This window comes from Rhodanobacter sp. MP1X3, assembly GCF_014207165.1.
Taxonomy (GTDB): Bacteria; Pseudomonadota; Gammaproteobacteria; order Xanthomonadales; family Rhodanobacteraceae; genus Rhodanobacter.
The window spans coordinates 1147530-1173761 of sequence record NZ_JACHCO010000001.1 but is presented as its reverse complement, the minus strand read 5'-3'; the positions used below and the strand labels follow the sequence as shown (position 1 = coordinate 1173761).

28 protein-coding genes and 1 tRNA gene are annotated in these 26232 nt (G+C 59.0%); 5 read left to right on the top strand and 24 right to left on the bottom strand.

The features are described 5' to 3' along the window. Positions 1 to 16: 16 nt before the first annotated feature. The 6 genes from HDE79_RS04850 to HDE79_RS04825 form a co-directional block, all read right to left on the bottom strand. Positions 17 to 604 (bottom strand): hypothetical protein, encoded by a 588-nt coding sequence (locus HDE79_RS04850; RefSeq protein WP_184600750.1) that lies wholly within the window; start codon positions 602 to 604, stop codon positions 17 to 19. A gap of 72 nt (positions 605 to 676) precedes the next feature. Beyond that, positions 677 to 1537, bottom strand: coding sequence for a hypothetical protein (locus tag HDE79_RS04845; RefSeq protein ID WP_184600749.1), 861 nt, complete (start codon positions 1535 to 1537; stop codon positions 677 to 679). Beyond that, positions 1537 to 2385 (bottom strand): polyprenol monophosphomannose synthase, encoded by an 849-nt coding sequence (locus tag HDE79_RS04840; RefSeq protein WP_184600748.1) that lies wholly within the window; start codon positions 2383 to 2385, stop codon positions 1537 to 1539. Before HDE79_RS04840 ends, HDE79_RS04845 begins: the two co-directional genes overlap by 1 nt. Before the next feature lie 34 nt (positions 2386 to 2419). Further along, a complete protein-coding gene (locus HDE79_RS04835; RefSeq protein WP_221440005.1) occupies positions 2420 to 2911 on the bottom strand; it encodes a GtrA family protein in 492 nt (163 codons plus the stop codon). 445 nt (positions 2912 to 3356) lie between these two features. Next, entirely contained in the window at positions 3357 to 3875 is a 519-nt protein-coding gene (locus HDE79_RS04830; protein WP_184600747.1) for an adenine phosphoribosyltransferase, read from the bottom strand. A gap of 72 nt (positions 3876 to 3947) precedes the next feature. Continuing rightward, the gene (locus HDE79_RS04825; protein WP_184600746.1) at positions 3948 to 4226 is read right to left on the bottom strand and encodes a DUF2007 domain-containing protein; all 279 of its coding nucleotides are present in this window, start codon (positions 4224 to 4226) and stop codon (positions 3948 to 3950) included. Positions 4227 to 4362: 136 nt separating this feature from the next. Here HDE79_RS04825 and HDE79_RS04820 point away from each other — a divergent pair, with 136 nt between their 5' ends. Genes HDE79_RS04820 through HDE79_RS04810 form a run of 3 tightly spaced genes read left to right on the top strand, consistent with a single transcriptional unit; the run spans position 4363 to position 7427 of the window. Beyond that, the gene (locus HDE79_RS04820) at positions 4363 to 6138 is read left to right on the top strand and encodes a glutamine--tRNA ligase/YqeY domain fusion protein (protein WP_184600745.1); all 1776 of its coding nucleotides are present in this window, start codon (positions 4363 to 4365) and stop codon (positions 6136 to 6138) included. 15 nt (positions 6139 to 6153) lie between these two features. Beyond that, positions 6154 to 6714, top strand: coding sequence for a nucleoside deaminase (locus tag HDE79_RS04815; RefSeq protein WP_184600744.1), 561 nt, complete (start codon positions 6154 to 6156; stop codon positions 6712 to 6714). Then, positions 6711 to 7427, top strand: coding sequence for a VTT domain-containing protein (locus HDE79_RS04810; RefSeq protein ID WP_184600743.1), 717 nt, complete (start codon positions 6711 to 6713; stop codon positions 7425 to 7427). Before HDE79_RS04815 ends, HDE79_RS04810 begins: the two co-directional genes overlap by 4 nt. Positions 7428 to 7504: 77 nt before the next feature. Here HDE79_RS04810 and HDE79_RS04805 read toward each other — a convergent pair. From HDE79_RS04805 to HDE79_RS04720, 18 genes are all read right to left on the bottom strand, one after another. After that, a tRNA-Lys gene (locus HDE79_RS04805) sits at positions 7505 to 7580 on the bottom strand. Positions 7581 to 7640: 60 nt separating this feature from the next. Next, entirely contained in the window at positions 7641 to 8327 is a 687-nt protein-coding gene (gene queC / locus HDE79_RS04800) for a 7-cyano-7-deazaguanine synthase QueC (protein ID WP_184600742.1), read from the bottom strand. 100 nt (positions 8328 to 8427) lie between these two features. Beyond that, positions 8428 to 9120: a 7-carboxy-7-deazaguanine synthase QueE gene (gene queE, locus HDE79_RS04795; protein ID WP_343205904.1), complete on the bottom strand. Its 693-nt coding sequence runs from the start codon at positions 9118 to 9120 to the stop codon at positions 8428 to 8430. 10 nt (positions 9121 to 9130) lie between these two features. Beyond that, a complete protein-coding gene (gene ybgF / locus HDE79_RS04790; protein WP_255488242.1) occupies positions 9131 to 9994 on the bottom strand; it encodes a tol-pal system protein YbgF in 864 nt (287 codons plus the stop codon). A 9-nt stretch (positions 9995 to 10003) separates the two neighbouring features. Further along, a complete protein-coding gene (pal, locus tag HDE79_RS04785; RefSeq protein ID WP_184600741.1) occupies positions 10004 to 10516 on the bottom strand; it encodes a peptidoglycan-associated lipoprotein Pal in 513 nt (170 codons plus the stop codon). Between the two features lie 255 nt (positions 10517 to 10771). Continuing rightward, a complete protein-coding gene (gene tolB, locus HDE79_RS04780; protein WP_184600740.1) occupies positions 10772 to 12097 on the bottom strand; it encodes a Tol-Pal system beta propeller repeat protein TolB in 1326 nt (441 codons plus the stop codon). A 10-nt stretch (positions 12098 to 12107) separates the two neighbouring features. Next, a complete protein-coding gene (locus HDE79_RS04775) occupies positions 12108 to 13046 on the bottom strand; it encodes a cell envelope integrity protein TolA (protein WP_184600739.1) in 939 nt (312 codons plus the stop codon). Beyond that, positions 13033 to 13482: a protein TolR gene (tolR, locus tag HDE79_RS04770; protein ID WP_184600738.1), complete on the bottom strand. Its 450-nt coding sequence runs from the start codon at positions 13480 to 13482 to the stop codon at positions 13033 to 13035. The genes HDE79_RS04775 and tolR overlap by 14 nt, the downstream gene beginning before the upstream one ends. Positions 13483 to 13496: 14 nt before the next feature. Then, positions 13497 to 14180, bottom strand: a complete 684-nt coding sequence (gene tolQ, locus HDE79_RS04765; RefSeq protein ID WP_184600737.1) for a protein TolQ — start codon at positions 14178 to 14180, stop codon at positions 13497 to 13499. 176 nt (positions 14181 to 14356) lie between these two features. After that, complete coding sequence (ybgC, locus tag HDE79_RS04760; RefSeq protein ID WP_184600736.1) at positions 14357 to 14779, bottom strand: tol-pal system-associated acyl-CoA thioesterase; 423 nt, start codon at positions 14777 to 14779, stop codon at positions 14357 to 14359. Beyond that, positions 14772 to 15818, bottom strand: a complete 1047-nt coding sequence (gene ruvB, locus HDE79_RS04755; protein WP_184600735.1) for a Holliday junction branch migration DNA helicase RuvB — start codon at positions 15816 to 15818, stop codon at positions 14772 to 14774. The genes ybgC and ruvB overlap by 8 nt, the downstream gene beginning before the upstream one ends. A 79-nt stretch (positions 15819 to 15897) precedes the next feature. Next, on the bottom strand, positions 15898 to 17760 hold the full coding sequence (locus tag HDE79_RS04750) for a potassium transporter Kup (protein ID WP_184601115.1): 1863 nt from the start codon (positions 17758 to 17760) through the stop codon (positions 15898 to 15900). Between the two features lie 46 nt (positions 17761 to 17806). Beyond that, positions 17807 to 18403 (bottom strand): Holliday junction branch migration protein RuvA, encoded by a 597-nt coding sequence (gene ruvA, locus HDE79_RS04745; RefSeq protein ID WP_184600734.1) that lies wholly within the window; start codon positions 18401 to 18403, stop codon positions 17807 to 17809. Between the two features lie 49 nt (positions 18404 to 18452). Further along, entirely contained in the window at positions 18453 to 18974 is a 522-nt protein-coding gene (ruvC, locus tag HDE79_RS04740; RefSeq protein WP_184600733.1) for a crossover junction endodeoxyribonuclease RuvC, read from the bottom strand. A gap of 77 nt (positions 18975 to 19051) precedes the next feature. Beyond that, positions 19052 to 19786, bottom strand: a complete 735-nt coding sequence (locus HDE79_RS04735; protein ID WP_184600732.1) for a YebC/PmpR family DNA-binding transcriptional regulator — start codon at positions 19784 to 19786, stop codon at positions 19052 to 19054. A gap of 93 nt (positions 19787 to 19879) precedes the next feature. Further along, entirely contained in the window at positions 19880 to 20566 is a 687-nt protein-coding gene (locus tag HDE79_RS04730) for an alpha/beta fold hydrolase (RefSeq protein ID WP_184600731.1), read from the bottom strand. Positions 20567 to 20731: 165 nt separating this feature from the next. Then, entirely contained in the window at positions 20732 to 22498 is a 1767-nt protein-coding gene (gene aspS / locus HDE79_RS04725; RefSeq protein ID WP_184600730.1) for an aspartate--tRNA ligase, read from the bottom strand. Positions 22499 to 22601: 103 nt separating this feature from the next. Then, positions 22602 to 22940 (bottom strand): zinc ribbon domain-containing protein, encoded by a 339-nt coding sequence (locus HDE79_RS04720; protein WP_184600729.1) that lies wholly within the window; start codon positions 22938 to 22940, stop codon positions 22602 to 22604. Between the two features lie 61 nt (positions 22941 to 23001). Here HDE79_RS04720 and HDE79_RS04715 point away from each other — a divergent pair, with 61 nt between their 5' ends. Together HDE79_RS04715 and HDE79_RS04710 are read left to right on the top strand one after the other, a co-directional pair. Continuing rightward, positions 23002 to 23370, top strand: a complete 369-nt coding sequence (locus HDE79_RS04715) for a hypothetical protein (RefSeq protein ID WP_184600728.1) — start codon at positions 23002 to 23004, stop codon at positions 23368 to 23370. Between the two features lie 115 nt (positions 23371 to 23485). Beyond that, positions 23486 to 25954, top strand: a complete 2469-nt coding sequence (locus tag HDE79_RS04710) for a TonB-dependent receptor (protein WP_184600727.1) — start codon at positions 23486 to 23488, stop codon at positions 25952 to 25954. The last annotated feature ends 278 nt before the right edge of the window (positions 25955 to 26232 follow it).

Genomic DNA, 26232 nt, shown 5'->3' with positions numbered 1-26232 from the left:
CACCAGCTTGGCCAACTTACCGGTCGCTGGCAGCAGGCTCGAGCATCACTGTCATCAAAAGCATGCGTCTGCTGGCAACCGTCACAGCTCGTACAGACCCTGGTAACACACTCATTGCGGTGTGAAGTGCTTCGGCTCCAGTACGACTACATGCATCGACGCTATCCAGCAGGCATAGCGCCTGAATTCCGTGCTTTCGCCGTGAAAGCCGCAGAATACGTTCCCTGAGAACATCTCCACGATATGCAGCGCCATATACCGGCAACTGGTCGCTCCTGTGATTGTCGTTCTGGGCGTGTGCTTCAAACACGACAGGCCATACCTGCCAGTAATCGCCGATAAGCAGCTGCGCTCTGTTGTCGATCGCCGTGCTGGCTACATCGCTGGCAAAACCGCGAAATGGTGGACAGACCAATTCCGTGTAGGAGCGCGAAAGCCCGTGCAGACCAACGAACCAGGTTACGGCGAGCACAATGACCAACACGCCAAAAGCGAATCTCTGGTCCAGCAGGACACGGCTCGCCGCCCGGCACAGCAAATAGCTGAAGCAAGCCATGCCAACGAGCAAAAATGTCAGGAAATAGCGGATGTTGTATCCCTTCAACTGCACCCAGACAGAGCAGGAAAGAACGCCTATCAATACCGCACAGCCGAATACAATCAGGACAGAAACAAGTCAGTCGCGCTTCGATGAGTAGACACCGCACGAGATAGCTGCAAGAGCAACGATGCCCCATCCACCAACGGATACGTTGTAAGCCACCGCAGCGTAGCCAGAGCGAATGGACTGCCACGAAAAGCTCGCTCCAGCGGGTGTGGCACCGATGCCGTAGAGCCGAGAATGCAGATAGGCGAGCGCGATACACAAAAGATTGATGATGAAAAAACGTAGCAGTTGCGTACGCGGCAGCAATGAAAAACAAAAACCAGTTGCAATCAGCGGCAAAGCAATCACCAACAATGCCATGTTGGTGGCATAGGCCAGAAACCCAATCGCCAGAGCTGCCATTTGCCAGACGATCTGCCTCTGACCACGGCGCGACAGTACCAATGAGAGCACGAAAAGGACCAGCGATGTCCCAAACGGGTTATGCACGACGTAAAGATTGAACACCGCATTGGAGCCGAGCGTCAGCACAAGCAGGCAGTTGGTGAGCACTACGCAAAACGTGAGAAATTTGACCGACTGACTGAAAAAGTAAAGCACGCCAGACGGCGCCAGAAAAGCAAAAAAGGTACGCAAAAAGATCTGAAAGCGAAGATTCCACTCCACGTCGACGATCGATATGGCCAACGCCGGAATGAAATTCAGGAAACGATCTTGCCCCCAGAAATACCAGGTTAGCTTCTGCGTCGATATGAGCGCTGTAATGACGCCGTCCGCATCCTGCGTACCGGCGAGAATATTGGTCAAAGGAAACGTCAAACCAGCCAGGATAGCCACAGCAATGAGAAAGGCCACATCACACCGATTATGTAAAAGGGCCGTGGGCGAAGGTATTTCCGCAGTCTCTTTGAATATCCCCAAGTGATTCATTAAGCACTCGACCCACAAAAAACGCATACGCCTGCAACGGAGGCACGATCGGCAGATTTCACCTCACCAATCTCGATGAACGAATAGGCATTGCCGCAGATCACACATGGCTTCGTCGGCGACGAAAATAACTCCCCCGGGCGCGCTGAAACCACGCGACGTATAGCCAACCTCCCCAGATTGGCTATACCGCGAAATATCTCAAGCGGTGGAATTTTCGACACACCATACCCGCGCTCGCGAAAATGGATCGGTATCTCCTTGATGCACAATCCCCGCGACGCCGCCTCGGCAATCATCATCATGAAAAACGAATAGCCGCCTACAAGCAGGTTGCCGCGATTAATGCGCGACATCGACGACATCCTGAAGGCTCTGAATGAAGTCGTGAATTCGTGCAACTTGATCCCAAGCAACCACCTCGCTCCAACATTGCCAAGCTTGCTCACGTAGCGTCGATAACCCGTGTAGTCACATGACCCTCCGCGCATGTAACGCGACCCAATGACAACGTCGGCTCCCTCATTTATCCCGGCAAACATCGCCGGCAGGTAGCTGGGGTCATGTGACATGTCGCCGTCCATTGTTACCAGGACATCATAGCCATGGAACTGTGCATAAGAAATCGCGAGAATATGCGCCGTTCCCAGACCAAGCTTTTCCTTGCGAACAAGCGTAACCAGACGCTGCATTTCCATTGACCGCATGATTTCAACGGTCCGGTCTGGACTGTTGTCATCAACGACGAGCACATCTGAATTCGGCGCAAACTCGGCAATGGACGCCAGCAGTTGCGCCACGTTTCCCGCCTCGTTGTATGTCGCGAAGAAAACAAGAGTCTTAGGCATATCGTCCATTTCACCAAGGGAAGCAGTGCATCACTTAATCCCCGTCGGCTACCGTTGCGGCAGAGGAATTTCTGCCGGAGGTACGGGATAGCAATTTCCATACAAACGTATACGACATGCCGTAATTCCAGAACGCACCGGCGATGATTCCAGCGAGTGCAGCCGGGACAGGCATACCGTGTCGGTTATACAGATGGGTCGAAATAAACAAGCTCAGCATCAACCCCAGGCCAGTGATGCCCATGTAGACCACGTATCCCAGAAGAACCCTGCGCCCGACGAGCGTTGTTTGGCTGAACGTCGATTCGTTGTTCACGAAAAAATTGAACGTCGCCGCAAAGAGCATAGCCGCAAGGTTCGCGTAGACAAATCTGTTCGTCAGCAGCGTGATCACTACTTTCAGGACAGTAATGTGAACCACCACGCCCATAGCGCCCACAACAAGAAACGACACCAGGGTCTCAGGGAGAAGCCCGAGTGTCATCCGCTGACCCAGTCGACTGAGCAACCCAATGACTTTGATCATGCGCACGCTCTTGAGTAATTGTCTGGGTCGAGCATCTCCGTATCGATGATCTGTTCCCAATTCAATCCAAGCAGATACTGAGTCTAGCGTGCATGGCACGTTTCCGAAAACCCCGGTTGACGATTCCGCATTGCAGTAAGGAAACACGCCATCAAGTGCGGCGACATTCCTGTCGCCTGGCGGGATTCGGCGATCATCGGAACGTTTCAATGTTTCCACCAACGACATGACCTGAATTTTCGACACACCGCTGCGTATTGACTGACCATACAAGCAAGTATGGCGAGCTTCCAGGTCGTGCCCTCCAATGGCGGGCCAATCCGACACTGATTACCATCTTAATCAGCACTGCAATACCTAGGCGCTTGGCAGGCTGCTCAGCACTGGACGAACAGAAGATAACTATCGACGGGAACTCGATCACCCAAGATCAGCTCATCAAATCTCAGTAGCGCACCAGACTATGCAGCAGCAAGCCAACTGGCCAGCGGCTTCGTCCGTTGAGCGCATCGAGTTCGATCAGCACGCCGGCGCCAGCCACTTGGCCACCGAGCTTGTCGACCAGAGCACACGCCGCCGCCAGCGTGCCGCCAGTGGCCAGCACATCATCCACGATGAGTACACGCTGTCCGGGTTGGAGCGTATCGCTGCTTGCTTCGAGTCGATCGCTGCCGTATTCAAGCTGGTACTCAACGCCAACCACGGGCGGCGGCAGCTTGCCGGGTTTGCGCAACGGCACGAAGCCAACATGCAGCTTCTGCGCCAGCGCCACGCCGAAGATGAAGCCACGCGCCTCGATGCCACATACCGCCTGCACGCGCTGGCTTTGCCACGGTTCGGCCAGCGCATCGATACAGTGGCCAAATGCTTCGGCGTCGGCCAGCAATGGAGTCACGTCGCGGAAGGTGACGCCGGGCATGGGAAAGTCAGCAACGGCGCGGATCAGTTTGGCAAAATCTTTCACGGCAACTTTCTCGTCACAGCAAGCCGGTAGCTTTGCATGGTATTCAGGGCGATTCGTGGTCAGCCAGCGCTATCAGCAGAAAACGGCCAGCGGGTCGTCCGGCGCGTCACTTTGCTCCTTGATCGCCAGCCGCGCCTCGCTGAGCTGCACCTCTACTGATTGAACGATGCCGCTGGCGGCAGGCAGGCTGGACTCGGGCACCATCACGGCAATGAAATCCATTGCCGGCAACTGGCCGACCGCGCCCGTGAGGTATTCGCCGGAGATAAAGGCCGGGATACCCTCAGCCTCCAGCGCATCTTTCACCAGATGGGCATCAAACAGGTTGTCCGCACGATAAATGGTTTGCATACCCTGCACGCTAACCCTCGTACCGTCGATCGGCAAGCCGTGCCTTGAATTCGGCCACCTGGCAAGCTTTCTGCGCCCGGCAGCGGTGACAAGGTAAACTGATACGTTTCCGCTACCGCACACGAGTTTTTGCACGATGTCGACCGAAAACCTTACCGTCGAACCTGTCATTCCGGCCGCGTCAAACGGGCAGCAGGTCGTGCAGCAGAATTTCATCCGGCAGATCGTGCGCGATGACCTCAACGCGGGCAAGCACCGCGCGATCCACACGCGCTTCCCGCCGGAGCCGAACGGTTATCTGCACATCGGCCACGCCAAGGCGATCTGCCTGAATTTCGGCATTGCTGGCGAATTCAGCGGCTGGTGCAACCTGCGTCTGGACGACACCAATCCCGGCAAGGAAGACCCGGAGTTTGTCGAAGGCATCAAGGACGACGTGCGCTGGCTCGGCTTCGAATGGCATGACCTGCGCCACGCGTCAGATTATTTCGAGGTGATGTACCGCTCGGCACTGAAACTCGTCGAGGACGGTAACGCGTACGTCGACGACCTCAACGCCGAGGAAATGCGCGAGTACCGCGGCACGTTGACGACGGCCGGGCGCAATTCACCGCATCGATCGCGCAGCGTGGAGGAAAACCTCGACCTGTTCCGCCGCATGCGCGTCGGCGAATTCGCCGACGGCAGCAAGACACTGCGCGCGAAGATCGACATGAGCGCGGGTAACATGAACATGCGCGACCCGGCGATCTACCGCATCCGCAAGATCACCCACCAGAACACCGGTGACGCATGGCCGATCTACCCGATGTACGACTACGCGCACTGCCTGTCCGATGCGCTGGAAGGCATCACGCACTCACTGTGCACGCTGGAGTTCGAAGATCACCGGCCACTGTACGACTGGTTTGTCGACAAAGTCGATCTGCCAAATTATCCCGAGTTGTGGAAGTCGCTGCTCGATGCCGGCGTGCGTACGCATCCGGCCAAGCCGCGGCAGATCGAGTTCTCGCGCCTCAACCTCAGCTACTGCATCACCAGCAAGCGCAAGCTGGCGCAGCTGGTCGCCGAAAATTTCGTCGATGGCTGGGACGATCCACGCATGAACACGCTGCGCGGTTTGCGCCGGCGCGGCTTCACGCCGGCCGGGCTGCGTCTGTTGATCGAACGCGTGGGCGTGAGCAAGCAGAACAGCGTGATCGATTACGCGATCCTCGAAAACTGCATCCGTGAAGATCTGGATGTCACTGCGGCACGCCGCATGGCCGTGCTCGATCCGCTTAAGTTGGTGATCACCAATCTTTCGGCCGATCACGAAGAAACGCTGCGGTTCGCCAACCACCCAAAGGACGACAGCTTCGGCCAGCGCGACGTGCCGTTTGCGCCCGAGCTGTGGATCGAGCGTGAGGATTTCGCCGAGATTCCGCCAAAGGGCTTTCATCGCCTCAAGCCCGATGGCGAAGTTCGCCTGCGCGGCGTCGGCATCATCAAGTGCGAGCAGACGATCAAGGACGCCAATGGCAACGTGACGGAGCTGCGCTGCACGCTCGATCCGGAAACACGCCATGGCATGCCGGGCGCCGACCGCAAGGTAAAGGGCACGATTCACTGGGTGAGCGCGAAGCACGCCGTCGCTACCGAGGTGCGTCTCTACGATCGCCAGTTCAACGTGTCTGCGCCCGAGAACGAAGAGGATGGCAAGACATGGCTCGAACACGTCAACCCGCAGGCCAAGCGCGTCGTGCAGGCGTGGCTGGAGCCTGCCGCGGCAGATGTGGCGCCGGAGCAGCGGTTCCAGTTCGAGCGACTCGGTTATTTCGTCGCCGACCGCGTCGATCACCAGCCAGCGAAACCGGTATTCAACCGCACCGTCACACTGCGCGACACATGGGCGAGGCAGGCTGGCCAGTAGACGGAGGGAACGCAGATGCTGCCATTGCAAATCCATCTCACTTTGCCGCCCTGGATGGGCGATGTCGCCGATATCGGACGACCCTACATGAGCGATGAGGAGCGCGTAGGCCTGGCGATCGAGTTGTCGCGGCGCAATGTGGCGCAGCAAAGCGGCGGCCCGTTCGGCGCCGCCGTATTTGATGCCAAGAGTGGACGTCTGATTGCCATCGGCGTGAATCGGGTCGTGCCACAAAGCTGCTCGGTTGCGCATGCCGAGATCATGGCGCTGATGGTCGCGCAGCAGCGACTTGGCCTGCACCGGATCAATCAGGCCGGCGGCCGCTATGTACTGGCCACCAGCGCACAACCATGCTGCCAGTGCTATGGCGCCACGGTATGGGCGGGCATCGATGAACTGCTGATCGGCGCGCGCGCTGAAGACGTCGAGGAACTCACCGAGTTCGATGAAGGTCCGCTGCCGAGCGACTGGATAGGTGAGTTGGAACGTCGCGGCATCGCCGTGCGCCGCGACATCCTGCGCGATCAGGCACGCAACGTTCTCGCCGACTACGGCGCAGCCGGTACGGTCTATTGAATCGCCTGCGCGCCTCGCTACCGCTGATCCTGCTGATACTGGCCGGCATCGTGCTGTTTGCCTCGGGCGCGCTCGATCGGCTCACGCCACAGCAGCTTGTCGCGCATCAGAGTCAGATACATGCACATATCGCTGCGCACCCGTGGCTGAGCCGCCTGGTCTTCATCGGCCTGCTGACGCTGACGATGTGCACCGGCATTCCCGGCACGATCATCGTGATCCTCGCCGGTGGCTTCGCGTTCGGCGTGCCGGAGGGTACGTTGTGCTCATCGGTCGCTCTGACGCTGGGCTCGCTGATCCTCTTCCTCGCCAGCCGCTATGCCTTCGGCACCGGCAGCCGCAAGCCGCCGGCCATCGCGGTGAAACTGCACCGCGGATTCGAATGTCACCCGGTGAGTTACACGCTGTTTTTGCGCTTTCTGCCGATCCTGCCATTTGGCGCAGTGACGGTCGGGCTGGCATGGCTGCGCTGCCCGTTGTGGCTGTTTATCGGCGCAACCTGGCTGGGTGGTACGATCACGCTGATTTTCGAAACCTCGATCGGTGCAGGCATCGGCACGGTGCTCAGTCAAAGCGCCAACTTCAGCATGGATCTCTTCATGCATCGCGAAGTGCTGTTGCCCTCGGCCGCCCTCGCCGTGCTGGCGTTGCTGCCGTTGCTGATCGAGCGGATGACCCGGCGTTTCCGGCAGCCCGCCAAGCGCATTGACTGATTGCCGGGCAGCTGGCGGCTAGAGATAGCACGCCATATTTGCGCAAAAAAAAGCGCCCTGGGGGCGCTTCGAAATTCTGGTGGGTCGTCCGGGATTCGAACCCGGGACCAATAGATTAAAAGTCTACTGCTCTACCAACTGAGCTAACGACCCAACGAACAAAAGCCAGCCCGCAATTTTACGTGCTGGGCGTCGGCGGCACAAGCAAACCCGTCACACGTAGCGAGTCGGGTCAGGCAAACCGGCTTCGCGGAAGCCCTGAGCACGCAAGCGGCAGGCATCGCAGTGGCCGCAGGCACGGCCTTCGCTGTCGGCGTTGTAGCAGCTGACGGTCGCGGAAAAATCGATACCGAGGCGCTGACCTTCGCGCGCGATGTCGGCCTTGCCCATGCGCATCAGCGGCGCGTGGATACGGATACCGGCGCCTTCGACGCCAGCCTTGGTGGCCACATTGGCCAGCGTCTCGAAGGCTTCGATAAACGCGGGGCGACAGTCCGGGTAACCCGAATAGTCCACCGCATTGACGCCGCACCAGATGTCGCTGGAGCCCAATACCTCGGCCCAGCCCAGTGCGATCGAGAGCATGATGGTGTTGCGCGCCGGCACGTAGGTCACCGGGATATCGCTGCTCTCGGCGGCATCCAGCGGTACGTCGATATCGGCTGTGAGGGCCGAGCCGCCAATGCTGCGCAGGTCGACGGTCACCGTCTTGTGTTCGACTGCGCCGAGCATGGTCGAGACGCGGGCAGACGCCGCCAGCTCCGAGCTGTGACGCTGCCCATAGGCCACGCTCAAGGCGTGTACCTGATAGCCCTGCTCGCGCGCCAGCGCGATGGTAACGGCCGAATCCATGCCGCCGGAAACCAGCACGACGGCTCTAGGTAATGATTTTTCTGACATGAGAAATTCCACACAAAGTTGACCGGTCACCGGTCACGAACGCCACCGGCAACACAGGCCGGCGCGCGGGTTTTCTTGTCGCTTGCGGCAACATGGCCACTCATTTCCCGGCCGCATCGTTCCACAGCAGCTTGTGCAACTGCATCTGAAATCGCACCGGCAATTTGTCTTCGATAATCCACTCAGCCAGCTCGCGCGGCTGTACTGCCCCGTGCACCGGCGAAAACAGCACCATACAGCGCTGCGCCAACGCATGCTCGACCAGCATCGCACGCGACCATTCGTAGTCGGCGCGACTGGCGATCACGATCTTGATCTGGTCGTGCGGCAGCAGATGATCAAGGTTCGACCACAAATTGCGTGTGCTCTCGCCCGAATCAGGCGCTTTCAAATCCATGACTTTATGGACGCGCGGGTCGACCGGCGCGACATCAATGGCACCCGACGTTTCCAGTGAGACGTCGTAGCCGGCATCGCAAAGTTTACGCAGCAGGATCAGGCAGCGCTTCTGCGACAGCGGCTCGCCGCCGGTGACGCACACATGCTTGACGCCGTGTTTGGCCACCTCGGCAAGAATATCGTCGATCGCATGCCAGTCACCGCCGTAAAACGAATACTCGGTATCGCACCAGACACAGCGCAGCGGACAGCCGGTCAGACGAATAAACACCGTGCGCCAGCCAATCGCATCGGCTTCGCCCTGGATCGAGTGGAAAATCTCGGTGATGCGCAGCCGTTCGGGGATCACCGCAGCCGGTGCGGGGGAGACCGCGCCAGCGCTGTCACTATTCACGGGCGAAACCTCAGTTGGCCGACGACTGCTGAATCTGACGCAGCCGCTCCTGAGCCAGACCAGCGGCCTTGGAACCAGGATACTTGCTGGCCACCGAAGTCAGCGTTGCCTTGGCTTGCGGCATCTGTTTCAACTCCAGCTGGGAGTAACCCAGCTTGAGCAAGGCATCAGGCGCCTTTTCGCTCTGCGGGAACTGGGTCAGCAAATGCTGGAAGGCATCGAGCGCGACCTGATAATTCATCGTCGCGTAGTACGACTCGCCCAGCCAGTAAAAGGCGTTAGGCGTCAGCGCATCGCTCGGATACTTCTGGATGAAGCCGCGAAAATCTCGCGAGGCCGATACGTAGTCGCCGGCACGAATGGCCTTGAAGGCAACGTCGTAAGCAGCGGCCGCGCCGGGATCGGCCGCCGCCGTATTGGGCCCTGCATTGGGAGCAGCATTTGCCTGCGCAGCGGGTGCAGCCGCTGACGGATTATTCGGGGGTGTCGCGGGTGGAGCGTTAGCAGGTGCGTTGCCGGCCGGCGCTTTGGAAGCCGCGGTACCCGCATTACCTGCCTCAAGGCGGCCAAGCCGGGCATCGATATCGCCGTACTGCGCCTTGTTCTTGTCATCGAGTTGCTGCTGGCTGTGCTGCAGTTCCTCGATCTGTCCCTGCAGTTGCTGCACCTGCGCCTGCAGTTGCTGCATCTGGTTGACCATGCCGATGCCGCCCTGGTCCTTGTTCTGCGCTTGCTGTTCGAGCTGCGTGACGCGATCCGCAAGACTCAGACGCGAATCCTGTGCTGTTACCACCGTCGAAAAAAACATGGCGGACGCAATCGCGCCCGCCATGCTGATTCTGGCCGTAAAACTGTTAGCCAGTGGCTTCTTCATACGAGTTGCTTACTCGGCGGTGTAGACGATCTCGACGCGACGATTCTTGCTCCAGCAATCCTCATTGTGCTCGCGGCAGACCGGCTTCTCTTTGCCGTTGCTGATCACGTTGATCTGGCTGGCCGAACCGCCGGCTGCCGTCAGCGCATCGGAGACAGCCTTGCCGCGACGCTCGCCGAGGCCCAGATTGTACTCACGCGTGCCGCGCTCGTCGGTGTTGCCTTCCAGACGCATCTGCGAGGTCGGACGGTCCTGCAGGTACTTGGCGTGGCAAGCCACGATCTGCTGGAACTCCGGCTTGATCTCGGTCTGGTTGAAATCAAAGTAAACAACGCGCTGGCGCAGGCAGGCGTCGGTCTCGAGATCGCCCTGATGGTACTTGCCAGAGGTGTTGTCAGTGCTGGTCGTAGCACTTTGGTCGACAGGGGCCTGCTCAGCCACCGGCTTGACGGCTTTCTTGGTGCAGGCGGCCGCGCTGACGCACAGCAGGGCGACCAAGGCGATTTGTGCGGTCTTATTCATGGTGATATTCCTTAACGGTTGAGTTTCCGACAAACGATGACGATTGGGGTAGCGGGACAGCGACGCCGGTAGGCCGGCTGTTATTTTGACACTACTGTAAGCGTGATTGTGCATCATTTTACGCAATCACACATACATATTGGCCACGACACAACCAAGTATCGCGGCCAAAAACCAAATCGCTCGCAAGCACCCTTCGACCCCATCCCTGGGCAATGATGCCGGCGCGTATTCGCGCCCGGCATCATTCAAAGATCAGCGCTCGCGGTACGGGCCCCAGGAGGGCTCACGCACATCGCCGTCTGACAACACCAGCCGCTGACGAACGTTGCCATCGGCTGATACCGAATACAGCACGCCGCGAGTGCCATCGGTAGCGGCGTACAACAACATGCTGGCATTCGGTGCAAAGCTCGGGGACTCGTCATAGGGACCTGGCGATACGAACCGCACTTGGCCACCCAGACTCTGGTCCATGATGGCAATACGATACACGTTCCCGTTGCCCTGCACCATCGCGATCTGCTTGCCGTCGTAGCCTACTGCAACGTTCTGGTTGTTCTGGCCCTGAAAGCTGATGCGCGTGGCGCCGCCGCCGCTGGCCGATGTCTGGTAGATCTGCGGCCGACCGGAGCGATCCGAGGTGAAGTAGATGCTCTGACCATCCGGCGACCAGACCGGCTGGGTGTTGATGGAGAGGTTGTCCGAGGTGACACGGGTTTCCTGGCGGCTGGCCATGTTCAGCACATAGATATTCAAATTGCCCGAGAACGACAGCGCCACAGCCAGCCTGCTGCCATCCGGCGACCAGGCCGGTGCACCGTTGATGCCCTTGGGGTGCGACTCTACCAGCTGACGCGAGCCCGTCGTGATGTCCTGCACATAGATGTTTGAATTGCCACTTTCGAACGACACGTAAGCAATTTTCTTGCCGTCCGGCGACCATGCTGGCGAAAGCAGCGATTCCTTGGAGCGGGCAACCACTTGCGGATTGAAGCCATCCGAATCAGCGACCAGCAGCGAATACGTCGTGTTGTTACCGAGACCGACCGCGGTGATGTAGGCAATACGCGTCCAGAAAGCCCCGCGCACACCGGTGATCTTCTGGTAGATGGCGTCAGCGATCTGGTGCGCCACATTGCGCAAATCACCGACCGGCGCTGGCTGCATGGCCTGTGAGAGCAGGCTCTGTTGCTTGTTCACGTCCCATAGCTCGTACTCCACCTGCACCATGCCGTTGCCAGCATCCTTGATGCGGCCGACCACGATGTAGTCCTGCTTGAGCAGACGCCAGGTGTCGAACTTGATGTCCGAGCCCTGCGACGGCAGCTCGACGATGCTGGACTTGTCCAGTGCGCGGAACTTGCCGGAACGGTTGAAATCGTTGTGGATGACATCGGCCACATCGGTCGGGGGCTGTGAGCCACCCTGCAGGGCGAAAGGCACGACCGTGATTGGTGTCGACGAAAGAGTCCCTTTGACGATCTGAATATTGAGCGATGACTGCGCACTCGCCGGAAGGGCGATCAAGGCCAACAACACTGCGAGTACTAAAACTAGGGTTTGAGTGAGTTTTTGCATGGCGTGATGATTACGGCCTGAAGGTGAAGGTTAGGTTGCGCTGGAACACTTTTTCAAAACCTTTGTAGGGTAGTGTCTTGGTTCGCAGCACCGCGTTTTCGACCGAACGTCGGCCGGCATCATCGTATGGGCAACTCGGATCAACATTTGCAGAAAGAACGTCACCGCCAGGTGACTGAACAATATTTACTTCACATGGGGCGGCCGTGATGTTATCCGGCCGCAGCCAATTTGGCGTGACCGCATTCTGAATGGCGGCAGCGTAGGCACTACTGAGATCGGTGTGGTCGCTGTTATTGCCACTCTGCAGCTGATCTGCCTTGGGCAGGTCAGGCTGGCTTTGGTCACTGGCATTGGCCAAATCCTGCTTCTGCTGCTCGGCCTGTTTGCTGAGACTTTTGGTCTGGTTGGCTGCCGCGTCCATCTTGCGGAACAGCTCATCAACCTTCTTTTGTTCCTCCTGCTTTTTCTTCACTGCTTGCGCGTCGATCTCCGACTGGCGCTGTTGCTCTTTTTCCTCTTGCAGCTTTTTCGCGTCGTCAGCCTTTTGCAGCGCATCCTCGACCACTTTTTCTTGATCCACCACGTCCGGATGCTCCGGCGGCGGCGGCAAGGTCTTGATCTTCGGCTCGTCAGGCTTGGGCGGCGTCGGCGGCGGAGGCGGCGTGGTGGGCGGCGGCGGCACGGCATCGGGAACCGGCTTGGTCTTCACGGTTTTGGGCGGTGGGCTGCCGGTCGGACCGATAAACACGGCCTGGATCACCTGCCCCTGCAAATTCAGCGGCGGCGTACAGGTAATCGGGTTCATCCACGCAGGCAGGCCCAGCGCGTTGATAAAGTTTTCGAAGCTCGAGCACGGCAGAGTCGCGAGGAACAAAAACGCCACGATACCGACGTGCAGGATGGCGGAAAGTATGACCGCCTTCGGCGTGCCCTTACTTTCGTCCATTCGTCCCGCCCGACCCCGGCTGACTCAGCAGTCCGATCTTGGTCACCCCAGCTTGCTGGAGGATCGGCAGGATCACGTATACCTTGCCGTAAACCGCATTCTTGTCACCTGCGAGTATCACCTGCAGATCGGGATCGGCCTGCTGGAACGCAGTGATTTTTTGGGTGAATTCATCAACGCTCACCGGCTCGGCTTTACCGTCGCCGACCTTGAGAGAGATCTGTCCGTCCTGTTCGATCGACACCACCACGGGATCTTTGATGTCCTTCAGTGATTTGGCACTGCTCTGTGGCAGCTGCACCGGCACGCCCAGGCTTTTCATCATCGGCGTGGTGACCATGAAAATGATGAGCAGCACCAGCATCACGTCGATATACGGGACGACGTTGATCTCGGACTTGAGCTTGTAGCGTTTGCGACGCTGGGAAATGGCCATGGATACTGCTCCGCTCAGGCCACGTCGTCGGTCTGGATCTGCCGCTGCAGCACCGAGGAGAATTCTTCCTGGAACACCTCGTAATGCGAGGCCACTCGCTCGACCTTGGTCGCGAAACGGTTGTACGCCCATTGCGCCGGGATGGCGGCGAACAAGCCCATGGCCGTAGCGATCAGTGCTTCGGAGATATGCGGCGCGACCACGGCGATGGTCACGTCCTTCATTTCACCCAGGCCCTGGAACGCGCCCATGATGCCCCACACCGTACCGAACAGGCCCACGTAAGGGCTGATCGAACCGACGTTGGCGAGAAATTCCAGATTGCGCTCCAGCAGGCCGATCTCGCGGGTGCCGGTGACGCGCATGGCACGCTCGGAGCTTTCGACCACACTGCGTACATCGTGTGTCTTGCGCTGGCGCTGGCGTGCGAATTCGCGAAAGCCCGATTCGAAGATGTTCTCGATGCCGCCTGCACCGCCGCGATTGCTTACCTCACGGAACAGCTGGGCCAGGTCGCCACCGGACCAGAAACGCTCCTCGAACGCCTCGGCATTTTCCATCGCTGCTTTGGTCTGCGAATGCTTGCGGATGATGATCACCCACGACATGAAGGAAAACACCACCAGCACCAGCAACACCAGTTTTACGGGAATGCTGGAATCGGAGATCAGCGAAAAAATATTCAGTCCACCGTTCATTGCTTGAGGGTTCTCCGCCGGTCGGCTTGGTTGGGATAGATCAGGTTGTCTTGTGGCACACCGTTTTTTCGATCACCCGCTCAAGGCAGCTGCTTCGAACGGGCTAGCACGGCGTCACTCTGTAAAAGGATTTTCTAAACAGATCCAATGGATCAAATCGGGTAGATCGAATTTCACTAAAGCGAATCGGCAGCAAAAAGATCCGACGGAATGAGCGCCGGCCGCATGCGTCCAAGGTCGACACAAGCCACGCGAACCTTCGCCCGAATCAGGCAACTGCCGTCTGTTCGCGTAACCGCCTGCGCGAACAGGATACTGGCTGCACGCTGCTCTTTGACTTCAACTGTTACCGACAGTTCATCATCCAGCAGGGCAGGCTTGAGAAAATCGATCTGCATATCGCGGACCATGAAGGCCAGCCCGGTCGTCTGCTTGAGCGCCACCTGGTCGATACCAAGCCCGCGCAACCACTCGCTGCGGGCACGCTCCAGAAACCGCAGATAGCTGGCGTGATACACCACACCGCCGGCGTCTGTGTCTTCCCAATACACCCGGATGGTCCAGCTGAAAGGTAACGATACTGCTGGCTCGTCAGACATCAGGCTCACCCGGAAACAGGTCGGCCGCTACGGCCTGGCGCGCTGGCGGCGTCAGCCCCAGGTGGCGCCAACCCTTGGCACTGACCATACGACCACGCGCCGTACGGATGAGGTAACCCTGCTGGATCAGGTAGGGTTCGACCACGTCTTCCAGCGTGCCGCGATCCTCACTGAGCGCGGCAGCCAGCGACTCGACGCCGACCGGACCGCCGTCGAAGTTCTCCACGATCAGGCTGAGCAGGCGCCGATCCAGCTCGTCGAAACCTTCCGGATCGATCTTCAACATGTCCAGCGCGGCTTTCGCCGCAGCCAGTGTGATCTCCCCTTCGGCACGCACTTCGGCGTAATCACGTACGCGGCGCAGCAGGCGGTTGGCGATACGAGGCGTACCGCGGGAGCGGCGCGCGATTTCGGTGGCGCCTTCCGGCGCACACACGATACCCAGGATACGCGCCGCACGCCGCACGATCGCGGTGAGTTCCTCGGTCGAGTAAAACTCCAGCCGCTGCACGATGCCGAAGCGATCACGCAGGGGAGCGGTAAGCATGCCGGCGCGGGTAGTTGCCCCGATCAAGGTGAACGGCGGCAGGTCAAGTTTGATCGAGCGCGCCGCAGGACCCTCGCCAATCATGATGTCGATCTGGAAATCTTCCATCGCCGGATACAGCACTTCCTCGACCACCGGCGACAGGCGGTGGATCTCGTCGACGAAGAGCACATCATTCGCTTCGAGGTTGGTCAGCAGCGCGGCGAGATCACCAGCGCGCTCCAGCACGGGACCCGAAGTAGAGCGCACGTTAACGCCCAGCTCATTGGCAATGACGTGGCTGAGCGTGGTCTTGCCCAAGCCCGGCGGCCCGAAGATCAGCACATGATCCAGTGCACCACCGCGTTTTCTGGCCGCTTCGATATAAATCGACAGCTGCTCGCGCACTGCTTGCTGGCCGAGATATTCGGCGAGTCGACGAGGACGGATGGTGGCCTCGAGGGCCTCGTCATCCAGCTGCGCGGCAGCGGTGATGATGCGTGTTTCGGTCATGCGTGAATTATGGCAGGTCGGAAACAGGGAATCCCGACCATACGGCTGCCTGAAACCACGAGCGCGTCCTCGACCGCAATCAGATCTCTACCTGCGCACCGAGCTCGATGAGCCGGTTGCCGGGAATCTGGAAAAACGCGGTCGCTGGGAGTGCGTTGCGCGCCATGAACACGAACAGCTTGTCGCGCCACAACGCCATGCCAGGACGCCGCCGATCGGCGACAATGTTTTCGCGCGACAGGAAAAACGTGGTGTCCATCATGTCGAACATCAGGCCTTCTCGGCCGCAGTCCATCAGCGCCTGTGGAATATTCGGATATTCCGCAAAGCCGAAATGCAGCTCCAGCCCGTAGAACTCGTCGCCCAAGGGAATCAGGTTGATACGCTCTGACTTCTCGGCAACCGGCGTCTCGAGCATCTCCACCGTCAGCAGCACGTTGCGCTCGTGCAAGACCTTGTTGTGCTTGAGGTTGTGCAACAGCGCATGCGGCACCGAATGCTGGTTACCCGTGAGGAAAACCGCCGTGCCCGGCACACGCAGCGGTGGATGCTGGCCGATATTTTCGATGAAGGGTTTGAGCGCAAGGCCGGACTGCTTGATCTCGCGCAACACCAGCTCGCGACCACGACGCCAAGTCGTCATCATCGCGAAAACCACTACACCCAGGGCCAGCGGGAACCAGCCGCCGTACTCGATCTTGATCAGGTTGGCACTGAAGAAGGACAGGTCGATCAGCAGGAACAGCACACCCACACCAATCACCGCAGCCAGGTTCCAGCGCCACTGGTAACGCGCTACGACCAACGCCAGCATCGAGGTGATCGCCATGGTACCGGTCACCGCAATGCCGTACGCCGCGCTGAGATTGTCGGACGAGCGAAAGCCCAGCACCGCCAGCATCACCATGATCAGCAGGAAATAATTGACCCATGGCACGAACACCTGGCCAGACATTTCGTTCGAGGTATGCACCACCGCCATGCGTGGCGAATAGCCCAATGACATCGCCTCGCGCGTCATCGAATAGGCACCGGAGATCACCGCCTGCGATGCGATCACCGTGGCCACGCAAGCCAGCGCAATCATCGGAATCTTCAGCACGTCCGGTGCCAGCCGGAAGAACGGACTGTCGATTGCCGAAGGATCGCTCAGCAGCAGCGCGCCCTGACCGAAGTAATTCAGCACCAGTGCCGGCAACACAAAGCTGAACCAGGCAAGCCGGATAGGCTTTTTCCCGAAATGCCCCATGTCCGCATACAGCGCCTCGGCGCCGGTAAGCGCCAGCACCACGCCACCCAGGGCAATAAAGCCCTGAAAGCCGTGCAGTTGGAAAAACCGGATCCCGTACCAGGGGTTCAAGGCCTGCAGCACGTGCGGGTTGTGCATGATCATGTGCACGCCGAGCAGCGCGATCACGACAAACCACACCACCATGATCGGCCCGAACAAGCGCCCTACATGTTCAGTACCGCGGCGCTGGATGGCAAAAAGGACCAGAAGGATGACCAATGTAATCGGCACTACCCAGCTGGACATGTGCGGTGCGACGACCTTTACGCCCTCCACCGCGGACAGCACCGAAATCGCCGGCGTAATCACACCGTCCCCGTAGAAAAGCGACGCGCCGAAGATGCCCAGAATTGCCAGCACCCAGCGCAGGTTTGGCTGGTCGCGCACGCTGCGTTGGGCCAGTGCCATCAGCGCCATGATGCCGCCCTCGCCCTTGTTGTCGGCGCGCATGATGAACACGACGTATTTCAGCGATACCACCAGAATCTGTGCCCAGAAAATCAGCGACAGCACGCCGAAGATGCTTTCCGGCGTCGGCTTCATGCCGTCATGGGTCAGCGTGACTTGCAACGTGTATAGCGGGCTGGTGCCGATGTCGCCGTAAACCACGCCGATCGCACCCAGCGCCAGCACCGCGAGCCGACGGCGCATATCTGTCGTCGCTGCATCACCCTGCACAGTTGTCTGACTCACGGAATCAACCTCCCAACGCGGCGCGCAGCGCCTTGCGAATAATGGCTTCGGCGCTGTCGCCATCGGCGGCAACTTTCTGCACCAGCCGTGTCACTTCGGCCGGCTTGTAACCCAGTTGTTGCAATGCCACGGTGGCCTCGCCAGCCGCATCCAGCGGCATCTCGGCACCGTTGACGCGGGTGCCCGGCGAGCTGGCAAGCCCATCGACGCGATCGCGCAGTTCCACCACGATGCGTTCAGCGGTTTTTTTGCCGATCCCGGGAATCTTGGTCAACGCCACCACGTCACCGGTTTGCACCAGCCGCGCAAAATGATCGGTCGACACCCCTGACAACACCGCCAGCGCAATTTTTGCGCCGATACCACTGACCTTCTGCAGGCTGCGGAACAACGCACGCTCGGACTCATGCATGAAACCGTACAGCGCAACACTATCTTCCTTGACCGCGTAATGCGTGAGCAGAATCACTTCCTTGCCGGTGGCCGGCAAGTCGTAGATGGTCGACATCGGCGCTTCCAACTCGTAGCCAATGCCGCCAACTTCAATCAGCAGCCATGGCGGCTGCTTGGACAACAGGATTCCCCGAAGACGACCAATCATCGTCCTGGTATCTCGGCGACCTTGGTCGACACGTGCGAATCAATCGATTTCATCGACGGCGTCTCCAGGCTGTACGTGGAATGCCGACACGAGCCAGGCTCGCCCGCGTGTGGGCGTGTGTCACCGCGATTGCCAAGGCATCGGCCGCATCCGCCTGCAACGGCCCCTTGATTCCCAGCAGAATACCGATCATGTGCTGCACCTGAGTCTTGTCGCTTCGACCGCTGCCCACCACGGACTTCTTTACTTCCGTTGCTGCGTATTCGTGCACTTCAATACCGCGACTCACCACCGCACAAATCGCCGCACCGCGCGCCTGCCCCAGCTTCAGCGCCGAATCCGGATTACGTGCCATGAATACGCGTTCGATCCCGCATTCCGCCGGTTGATGCGTGGCGATGATGTCACAGAGTTCGTCAAAGATGCGTTTGAGCCGCAGTGGGAAAGTCGCCTCGCCGGTCACCGCCAGCGCACCATGAAAAACATGGCTGAGCTTGCCCGAATCATCCACATCGATGATACCGACGCCGGTGCGCTGGCTGCCCGGATCGATGCCGATGATACGCGTCATGAAGCTCGACTCACGGAGACAGGCAAAACGTCATGATGGGCAGCCGGATGCGGCGGCGGGAAACCCGCCGGCAGCGCTTACGGATGAACCTCGGCAGGCAGCAGGGCGTTGTGATAAACGTCATGCACATCGTCCAGCTCTTCGAGCCAATCGATCAGGTCCAGCAGGGTTTCCTGAGCTTCGGCGGGTACCGCCGTGCGATTGGCTGGCCGCATCACCACTTCAGCACGTGCGGGTTTTAGGCCTGCGGCAAGCAATGCCCGCTGCACCGCCTCAAGACTGTCTGGAGTGCAGAGGACATTGCTTTCACCCGCCTCATTCACCACATCGTCAGCACCCGCGTCGAGCGCGGCTTCAAGAATTTTTTCTTCCAGTGCCTCATCGCCGGCGGTCTCGAATACCAGTTCGCCGCAGCGCTGGAACTGGAATGCCACCGAACCACTGGTGCCCAGGTTGCCGCCGTGCTTGGTCAGCGCATGACGTACGTCGGCTACCGTGCGCACCGGGTTGTCGGTCACGCAATCGATGATGAAAGCGATACCGGCCGGGCCATAGCCCTCGTAGCGCATCTCGTGCATTTCGGCGCCACCATCGGCACCGGATCCACGCTTTACCGCACGATCAATGGTGTCGCGGGTCATATTGGCCGACAGCGCCTTGTCGATCGCCGTGCGCAGGCGTGGGTTGGCAGCCGGATCGGCCACACCGGCGCGGGTGGCAACGGTGATCTCGCGGATCAACTTGGTAAACACCTTGGCGCGCTTGGCGTCTTCGACGCTCTTGCGACCTTCGATGGACGGACCTCTACCCATGACGATTCCTGCACTGCGCGAATGGACAAGCCGGTGATTTTACCGCACTCGGGCCGCGAGGCTGCAAAACTCGCGATGGCCCGAATGAATGGTTCAACCGGATGAGACGGAACTCGGTGGCGCCGAACCGATTTTCGATGGCGCTCCCGCCCCCATCGCAAATGAGCCTTGGCGCAGAAATCGCCCGGTATGGAGTGCCACATCGGGCGAAAACAACAGCCCAGTATGACTGGTATCGACCACGCAGTGATCAGCCAGACCGGGCAAGCGGGTTTCTTCCACCGCCACGGTACCGTCATGCTCGCCTTCGATACTGGCCAATACGGCTCCCAGCCCGATCGGCGAGCGGCCGGCAATCATGCCAACCTCGCGTGGACCGCTCCATTGGCCAAAGCCTTTTTCCAGCAGCTCGCGATTATGTCCCAGCAACACCTCGCTGCCGCGGCCCCAGCGCGCAAAGCCACGCGCCGCCGCACTGCCCATCAGCGGTGAACCAAGACACACGATGCGGCCCGCCGGCAGCTCTCCCTCTTCATGACAGACCTGCAAGGCCAGCAGTCCGCCCAAGCTGTGACCGACCAGATGCACCGACACGGAATCCTCGGCCAGCAACTGCATGCGCTTGTGCAGACGGGCAAGAATGCGCTCCTGTGAATTGGCGACGCTCATATAGTCGAAGCGATGGACGCGAAAGCCCTGCTCGATCATGCGTCGATGCAACATGGCCAACGCGAAACCGCGCATCCACAGGCCGTGCAACAGGATGACATGTTCGGTCATGGGACAGGGGTTCGGTGGGCATACGTAAAAGATAACCGCAAGCAGAGCACGCCTGCGGTATGAGACTGAATTGTGCCTCGCGACAACACGATTAAATGTCAACGCGCGGCACTATCCTGGGTACAAAGCGCTAGTAGCAGCCCATTGCTAATGAGCCCAACGGGTTCAGCTTATCGGGTCTGCCGCCACACGCACATGCAATTCTTTCAGCTGCGCGTCGCTGACCATCGACGGCGCATCCGTCATCAGATCCTGCGCACTGGTGGTCTTGGGGAACGCGATGACGTCACGAATCGACTCGGTACCGACCATCAGCGCGGCAATGCGGTCGATACCAAAAGCCAGACCACCGTGCGGTGGCGCACCGAATTTCAGTGCCTTCAGCAGGAAGCCGAACTTCATCTCGGCCTCTGCCGCGCCTATGCCAAGCAGCTCGAACACGGCACTTTGCATCTCCGGGCGATGGATACGGATCGATCCGCCGCCGATCTCGTTGCCATTGAGCACCATGTCGTAGCCGCGACTCACAGCGGTCGCGGCATTGGCGCGCAGGTCGCCGATGTCATCAACCTTCGGTGCGGTGAACGGGTGATGCAGGGCCACGTAACGCTGCGCCTCGTCGTCGTATTCGAACATTGGAAAATCGGTGACCCACAGCGGCTTCCAGCTGTCTTCGACGAGGCCGCGATCCTTGGCCACTTTCAGCCGCAGTGCACCCATGAAGTCGGTAACCGTCTTCCAGTTGCCGGCGCCGAAGAACAGCATGTCGCCGCTCTGCGCGCCGGTCGCCTTGAGCACATTCGCCAGCGCTGTGTCGTCGAGAAATTTCGCCACCGGCGAATTGATGCCTTCGCGCCCCTTCGCCAGATCGTCGATGCGCAGCCAAGCCAGACCCTTTGCACCGTAACGGGTCACGTACTCGCTGAGTTGATCGATTTCCTTGCGGGTCAGCGTACTGCCACCCGGGACCCGCAGCGCAACGACACGACCGCCGGCATCGTTGGCCGGCTCGGCAAAGACCTTGAATTCGACATGCTTCACCGCATCGGCGATATCAATCAGTTCGAGTGCAATGCGCAGGTCGGGCTTGTCCGAGCCGAATCGACGCATCGCCTCGGCCCAGGTCATGCGCGGGAAGGCGGCATCCAGCTCGACGCCCTGCACTTCCCGGAATACGTGGCGAATGAGTTCCTCCACGAAATCCTGTACGTCCTTCTCCTCAACGAAGGCGAACTCCAGGTCGAGCTGGGTGAATTCGGGCTGGCGATCGGCGCGCAAATCTTCATCGCGAAAGCAGCGGGCGATCTGATAGTAGCGATCGAAACCGGCCATCATCAGGATCTGCTTGAACAGCTGCGGCGATTGCGGCAGCGCATAAAACTGACCCGGATGCACGCGGCTGGGCACCAGATAATCGCGCGCTCCCTCCGGCGTCGCCTTGGTCAGGATCGGCGTCTCGACATCCTGGAATCCACGCTCGTCCAGGTAACGACGCAGCGCCTGCACCAACTTGATGCGCTTGCGCATCATCTGCTGCATCTCGGGGCGACGCAGATCGAGGTAGCGATACGTCAGACGCATCTCCTCGTTCGGATTTTCATGCATGGCGAACGGCAGATCTTTCGCAGCGTTCAGCACTTCCACCGTTTCGGCCAGCAGTTCGACCGTACCGGTTTTCAGCTTGTCGTTGACCGATACGCGCTGGCGCAGCGTGCCGGTGACGCGCAGGCAGTATTCGTTGCCGATCTCACCGGCCACAGCAAAGGCGGCTGCGTTGTCGCGCTCAATCACCACCTGGGCCAGACCCTCGTGGTCGCGCAAATCGACAAAGGCCACGTGAGCTTGCAATCGAACCTTGTTGACCCAGCCACAAAGCGTGACCGTCTGGTCAATCAACGACTCATTGATGAAGCCGCAATAGTGCGTGCGCATGCGCTTGAAACTCCGGGCCGCAGAACGGCTGAATCAGGTGGAAAAGACCCGGAATCTTACCACTGCAGCGCCTGGCCAAGAACGCTGGTCGCTACGAGCTGCCTCAATCCCCGCCGCCGGACGACCCCGATGGCGCGGGCGCGGGCGCTGCTGCCGCAGGCGCGGGTGCCGCAGGGGTAACCGCGGCCTTTTCGGAGGATTCGGACTTGGTCCCGCTGTTATCGCTGCTGCTTTCAGCAAGGTTGCGCTTTTTATCGCCGTCTTTCTTGAAGTCGGTCTCATACCAGCCGCTTCCGGCCAACCGGAACGAGGGTGCACTCACCCGGCGCCTGAGCTGTGGCGCATCGCAACCAGGGCAAATCGTGGGATCTTCGTCGGACAGCTTCTGCAAGCGGTCAAAACGATGACCGCAGCTGGCGCACTCGAACTCGTAAATAGGCATTCAAACTCCGTACTGTCCAGCCAACACTAGGCCGGCAACACACCATTATCGGCCCGTTCGAGTGGATTTCAACGTCACCATCAGTAAACCGCATTCCATGCGAGAAACGCCCACCTCCCGGTTACCGACATCCTCCACACCCGTAAATGCCAATATTTCGGACACGCCGATCCAAGTCCAACTCTTCCAATGGACGTCTAGACGTCCATTTAGTCAAAATTTCCGGCTGATTTTCGCAAAAGGATTTAGCAATTTCTTGCCGCGCAAGCCCACCCACTGCGGCCACCTTACCTCCGGCGCCGGAACGCCGCGCGCCAGATTGCTGCGTCACAGCATGGCAGCCGTGATCGACCCAACTATTGTTTCAAATGTAAGCATTTGTTTTTATTTGCTAAATGTTATCTATTTCAAAAAATGTGAAGTTGTGTGAATTATTTGTTGCGCAACGCATCAATTTCACTTACGGTCGATACAGCACCACCAATTTGGTGCGCAGCGGCGAGGGGACCGCATCACTAACTAGTGAATTTGGGGAGAGTTTCAACATGGCAAGATTTCGTCGCAATCGATTGGCCAGTGCACTCATTCCACTACTTGGCATGAGCCTGTTCAGCGCAACACTGTTCGCACAAGACACTTCGACCAACACAACACCGGACAGCAGCACTCCGGCACCCACCAAAGACACTAAGCAGTTGCAGCAGGTGGTGGTTACGGGTACCCGCTCGACGAATCGCACCGTAGCCGAATCGCTTTCGCCCATTGATGTGCTGACGCCAGCCGACATTACCGCCAGTGGCGCCACTGATATCGCCAGTGCCTTGAACACATTGTTACCGTCGCTCAATTTCCCTCGCCCGGCGATCAATGACGGTAACGATGCGGTCCGCCCACTGACCCTGCGCGGCCTGTCACCGGATGATGTACTCGTGCTGGTTGACGGCAAGCGTTATCACACAACCAGTCTGGTCAATTACAACGAATCGATTGGCCGGGGTTCGGCGCCGGTCGATTTCAACTCCATCCCCATTTCCGCCATCGACCATATCGAAGTCTTGCGGGATGGCGCTGCGGCGCAATACGGCTCCGATGCCATCGCTGGCGTTGTCAATATCGTGCTGAAACACGGCAGCGCTCCGGGCTCAAACGAAATTACCGCCAGTGGCGGCGTCATGGACAAGGGCGACGGCGCACAGAATGGCTTGTCCGGCTCGGTCGGCATTCCGCTGAGCGGACCACAAGGCAGCGCACCGGGTTGGGCACGTCTGTCGTGGAACTATTCCGACGTCATGAACACCAACCGCGCGCAGAATACCGACATCGCAACCACGCTTACTCCGGACAATGCGAATGCACAGGGCGTGCCGTATGAACGCTATGGCGATCCGGCGGTAAAGACGTATCAGACAGTACTGAATTTCGGCTATGACCTGACACCCAATATCGAACTTTACGGCTACCTCGACCTGAGTCGCCGCGATGTCACCTCGAACGGTTACTACCGAGCCAGCGACAACTACCGCAACGCCACGGCGATCTACCCGAACGGTTTTCTCCCACAGATCGTCAATCATGTGAATGACGCTTCCGCGGTTGTCGGCGTCAAGGGCACCACCGACAGCGGATGGCATTGGGATGCCTCTGCTGATTTTGGCTATAACCACATGGTGTTCGACATTGCGAACAGCCTCAACATCAACGAGTACTACAGCACGCTTGCCGCCACAGGCACCGGATTCAGCCCCACCTATTTCAACGCAGGCAACTTCACCACCAAACAGGATGTCGCGAACGTCGATTTGAGCAAGGAATATTCGCCTGCCTTTTTGCCTAACCCTGTAACCGTGGCGTTTGGCGGCGAATATCGCAAGGATTACTACGACATCGGCGCAGGTGATCCGAACTCGTACTATTTCAATTCCAATACCATCGACCCGATAAGCGGCGACGTTGCCCCCGGCGGTTCACAGGTCTACCCGGGCCTCAGTCCTGAAGTCGCCGGCAATTTCCAACGCCATAGTGAAGCAGCCTATGTGGATCTGGAAACTGACCTCACCAGCAAGCTGTCCGCCGGCGTGGCGGCACGCTACGAGGACTACAGCGATTCCGGCTCGACCCGCTCGGGCAAGCTGTCGTTGCGTTATCAGCTGACCGACACCTTTGCTTTGCGTGGCACAGCGTCCAACGGTTTCCGCGCGCCTTCGCTGGCTCAGCAAAACTACGAATCTGTGGTGACCTTGCTTCAGGATGGCGTACTCCAGCAAATCGGTACCTTCCGTACATCCAGCCCCACAGCCATCGCACTGGGAGCCAAGCCACTGACACCGGAGAAGTCCACCAACTACGGCTTCGGTGCCGTATGGCAACCGACCAATGATTTCAGCGCGACGCTGGACGCTTATCAGGTCAGAATCTATGACCAGATCCTCTACAGCGACCAACTGGATGTCACCCCGACCGTCGCAAATGGTGAAGTCAGCGGCGCCCAGTTCTTCGTCAACGGTGGCACCACCAGGACTCGCGGCGTCGACCTGATACTGAACCAGCGCGTCGATCTCAGCGATTGGGGGAAATTGAACCTGGGGGTAAGCGGCAACTACAACAAGACTGACGTGCTGGACGTGACCAACCCCAACTTTGGTCGTGCCAGTCAGGGCCTGCTGACCTCATCCACGCCGCGCACCAAATACGTGCTCTACGGCGACTGGAACATTCAGAATTTCGACCTGCACGCCAATCTCACCCGCTATGGCTCGATCATTCGTCGCGGTGACGATGCCAACGGTGACGAGGATCAGTTCTTCTCGGCACGCTGGCTGCTCGATCTGGCTGCCAGCTATAACCTGGATGCGTGGACCTTTACCGTTGGCGCTGACAATGTCACCAACCAGTACCCGACCAAGGTGGCGGCGAACAACGAATACGACTATGGCTCCGGCCTGCAGTACTCCGCTCTATCACCGTTCGGTTTCAATGGCCGCTACTGGTACGGCAAGGTGACTTACCGCTTCTGAGTTTCACAGATGGTCAAGAAAAAATCCCGGCTGTGATGCCGGGATTTTTTTGCCTTATCGGTGGTAGCAGCCGCGATTTGCATATCTGGCAATCGTTGTGCCGCGTCAGGGCTTGCGGACCACCACTCAAACCCTCCATCCCCGGATATTGATCAGCACAAGCATTTTCGCCAATGACGCGCGCCATCGTTTCGCATGCAAAGCCTGTTCAACTGACCCCCTGTGCCTTTGCTCGGATACTGTCGGCTACACACTCGACTGAGCTGGAGTGATAACGC

Bases quoted from the DNA above. Each gene is read 5' to 3' on its own strand.
- HDE79_RS04845 (WP_184600749.1), bottom strand. From the start codon at position 1,537: ATGAATCACTTGGGGATATTCAAAGAGACTGCGGAAATACCTTCGCCC.
- HDE79_RS04840 (WP_184600748.1), bottom strand. From the start codon at position 2,385: ATGCCTAAGACTCTTGTTTTCTTCGCGACATACAACGAGGCGGGAAAC.
- HDE79_RS04835 (WP_221440005.1), bottom strand. From the start codon at position 2,911: ATGATCAAAGTCATTGGGTTGCTCAGTCGACTGGGTCAGCGGATGACA.
- HDE79_RS04825 (WP_184600746.1), bottom strand. From the start codon at position 4,226: ATGCAAACCATTTATCGTGCGGACAACCTGTTTGATGCCCATCTGGTG.
- HDE79_RS04820 (WP_184600745.1), top strand. From the start codon at position 4,363: ATGTCGACCGAAAACCTTACCGTCGAACCTGTCATTCCGGCCGCGTCA.
- HDE79_RS04815 (WP_184600744.1), top strand. From the start codon at position 6,154: ATGCTGCCATTGCAAATCCATCTCACTTTGCCGCCCTGGATGGGCGAT.
- queC (WP_184600742.1), bottom strand. From the start codon at position 8,327: ATGTCAGAAAAATCATTACCTAGAGCCGTCGTGCTGGTTTCCGGCGGC.
- ybgF (WP_255488242.1), bottom strand. From the start codon at position 9,994: ATGAAGAAGCCACTGGCTAACAGTTTTACGGCCAGAATCAGCATGGCG.
- pal (WP_184600741.1), bottom strand. From the start codon at position 10,516: ATGAATAAGACCGCACAAATCGCCTTGGTCGCCCTGCTGTGCGTCAGC.
- tolB (WP_184600740.1), bottom strand. From the start codon at position 12,097: ATGCAAAAACTCACTCAAACCCTAGTTTTAGTACTCGCAGTGTTGTTG.
- HDE79_RS04775 (WP_184600739.1), bottom strand. From the start codon at position 13,046: ATGGACGAAAGTAAGGGCACGCCGAAGGCGGTCATACTTTCCGCCATC.
- tolR (WP_184600738.1), bottom strand. From the start codon at position 13,482: ATGGCCATTTCCCAGCGTCGCAAACGCTACAAGCTCAAGTCCGAGATC.
- tolQ (WP_184600737.1), bottom strand. From the start codon at position 14,180: ATGAACGGTGGACTGAATATTTTTTCGCTGATCTCCGATTCCAGCATT.
- ybgC (WP_184600736.1), bottom strand. From the start codon at position 14,779: ATGTCTGACGAGCCAGCAGTATCGTTACCTTTCAGCTGGACCATCCGG.
- ruvB (WP_184600735.1), bottom strand. From the start codon at position 15,818: ATGACCGAAACACGCATCATCACCGCTGCCGCGCAGCTGGATGACGAG.
- HDE79_RS04750 (WP_184601115.1), bottom strand. From the start codon at position 17,760: ATGCGCCGTCGGCTCGCGGTGCTGGCGCTGGGTGCGATCGGCGTGGTT.
- ruvA (WP_184600734.1), bottom strand. From the start codon at position 18,403: ATGATTGGTCGTCTTCGGGGAATCCTGTTGTCCAAGCAGCCGCCATGG.
- ruvC (WP_184600733.1), bottom strand. From the start codon at position 18,974: ATGACGCGTATCATCGGCATCGATCCGGGCAGCCAGCGCACCGGCGTC.
- HDE79_RS04735 (WP_184600732.1), bottom strand. From the start codon at position 19,786: ATGGGTAGAGGTCCGTCCATCGAAGGTCGCAAGAGCGTCGAAGACGCC.
- HDE79_RS04730 (WP_184600731.1), bottom strand. From the start codon at position 20,566: ATGACCGAACATGTCATCCTGTTGCACGGCCTGTGGATGCGCGGTTTC.
- aspS (WP_184600730.1), bottom strand. From the start codon at position 22,498: ATGCGCACGCACTATTGCGGCTTCATCAATGAGTCGTTGATTGACCAG.
- HDE79_RS04720 (WP_184600729.1), bottom strand. From the start codon at position 22,940: ATGCCTATTTACGAGTTCGAGTGCGCCAGCTGCGGTCATCGTTTTGAC.
- HDE79_RS04710 (WP_184600727.1), top strand. From the start codon at position 23,486: ATGGCAAGATTTCGTCGCAATCGATTGGCCAGTGCACTCATTCCACTA.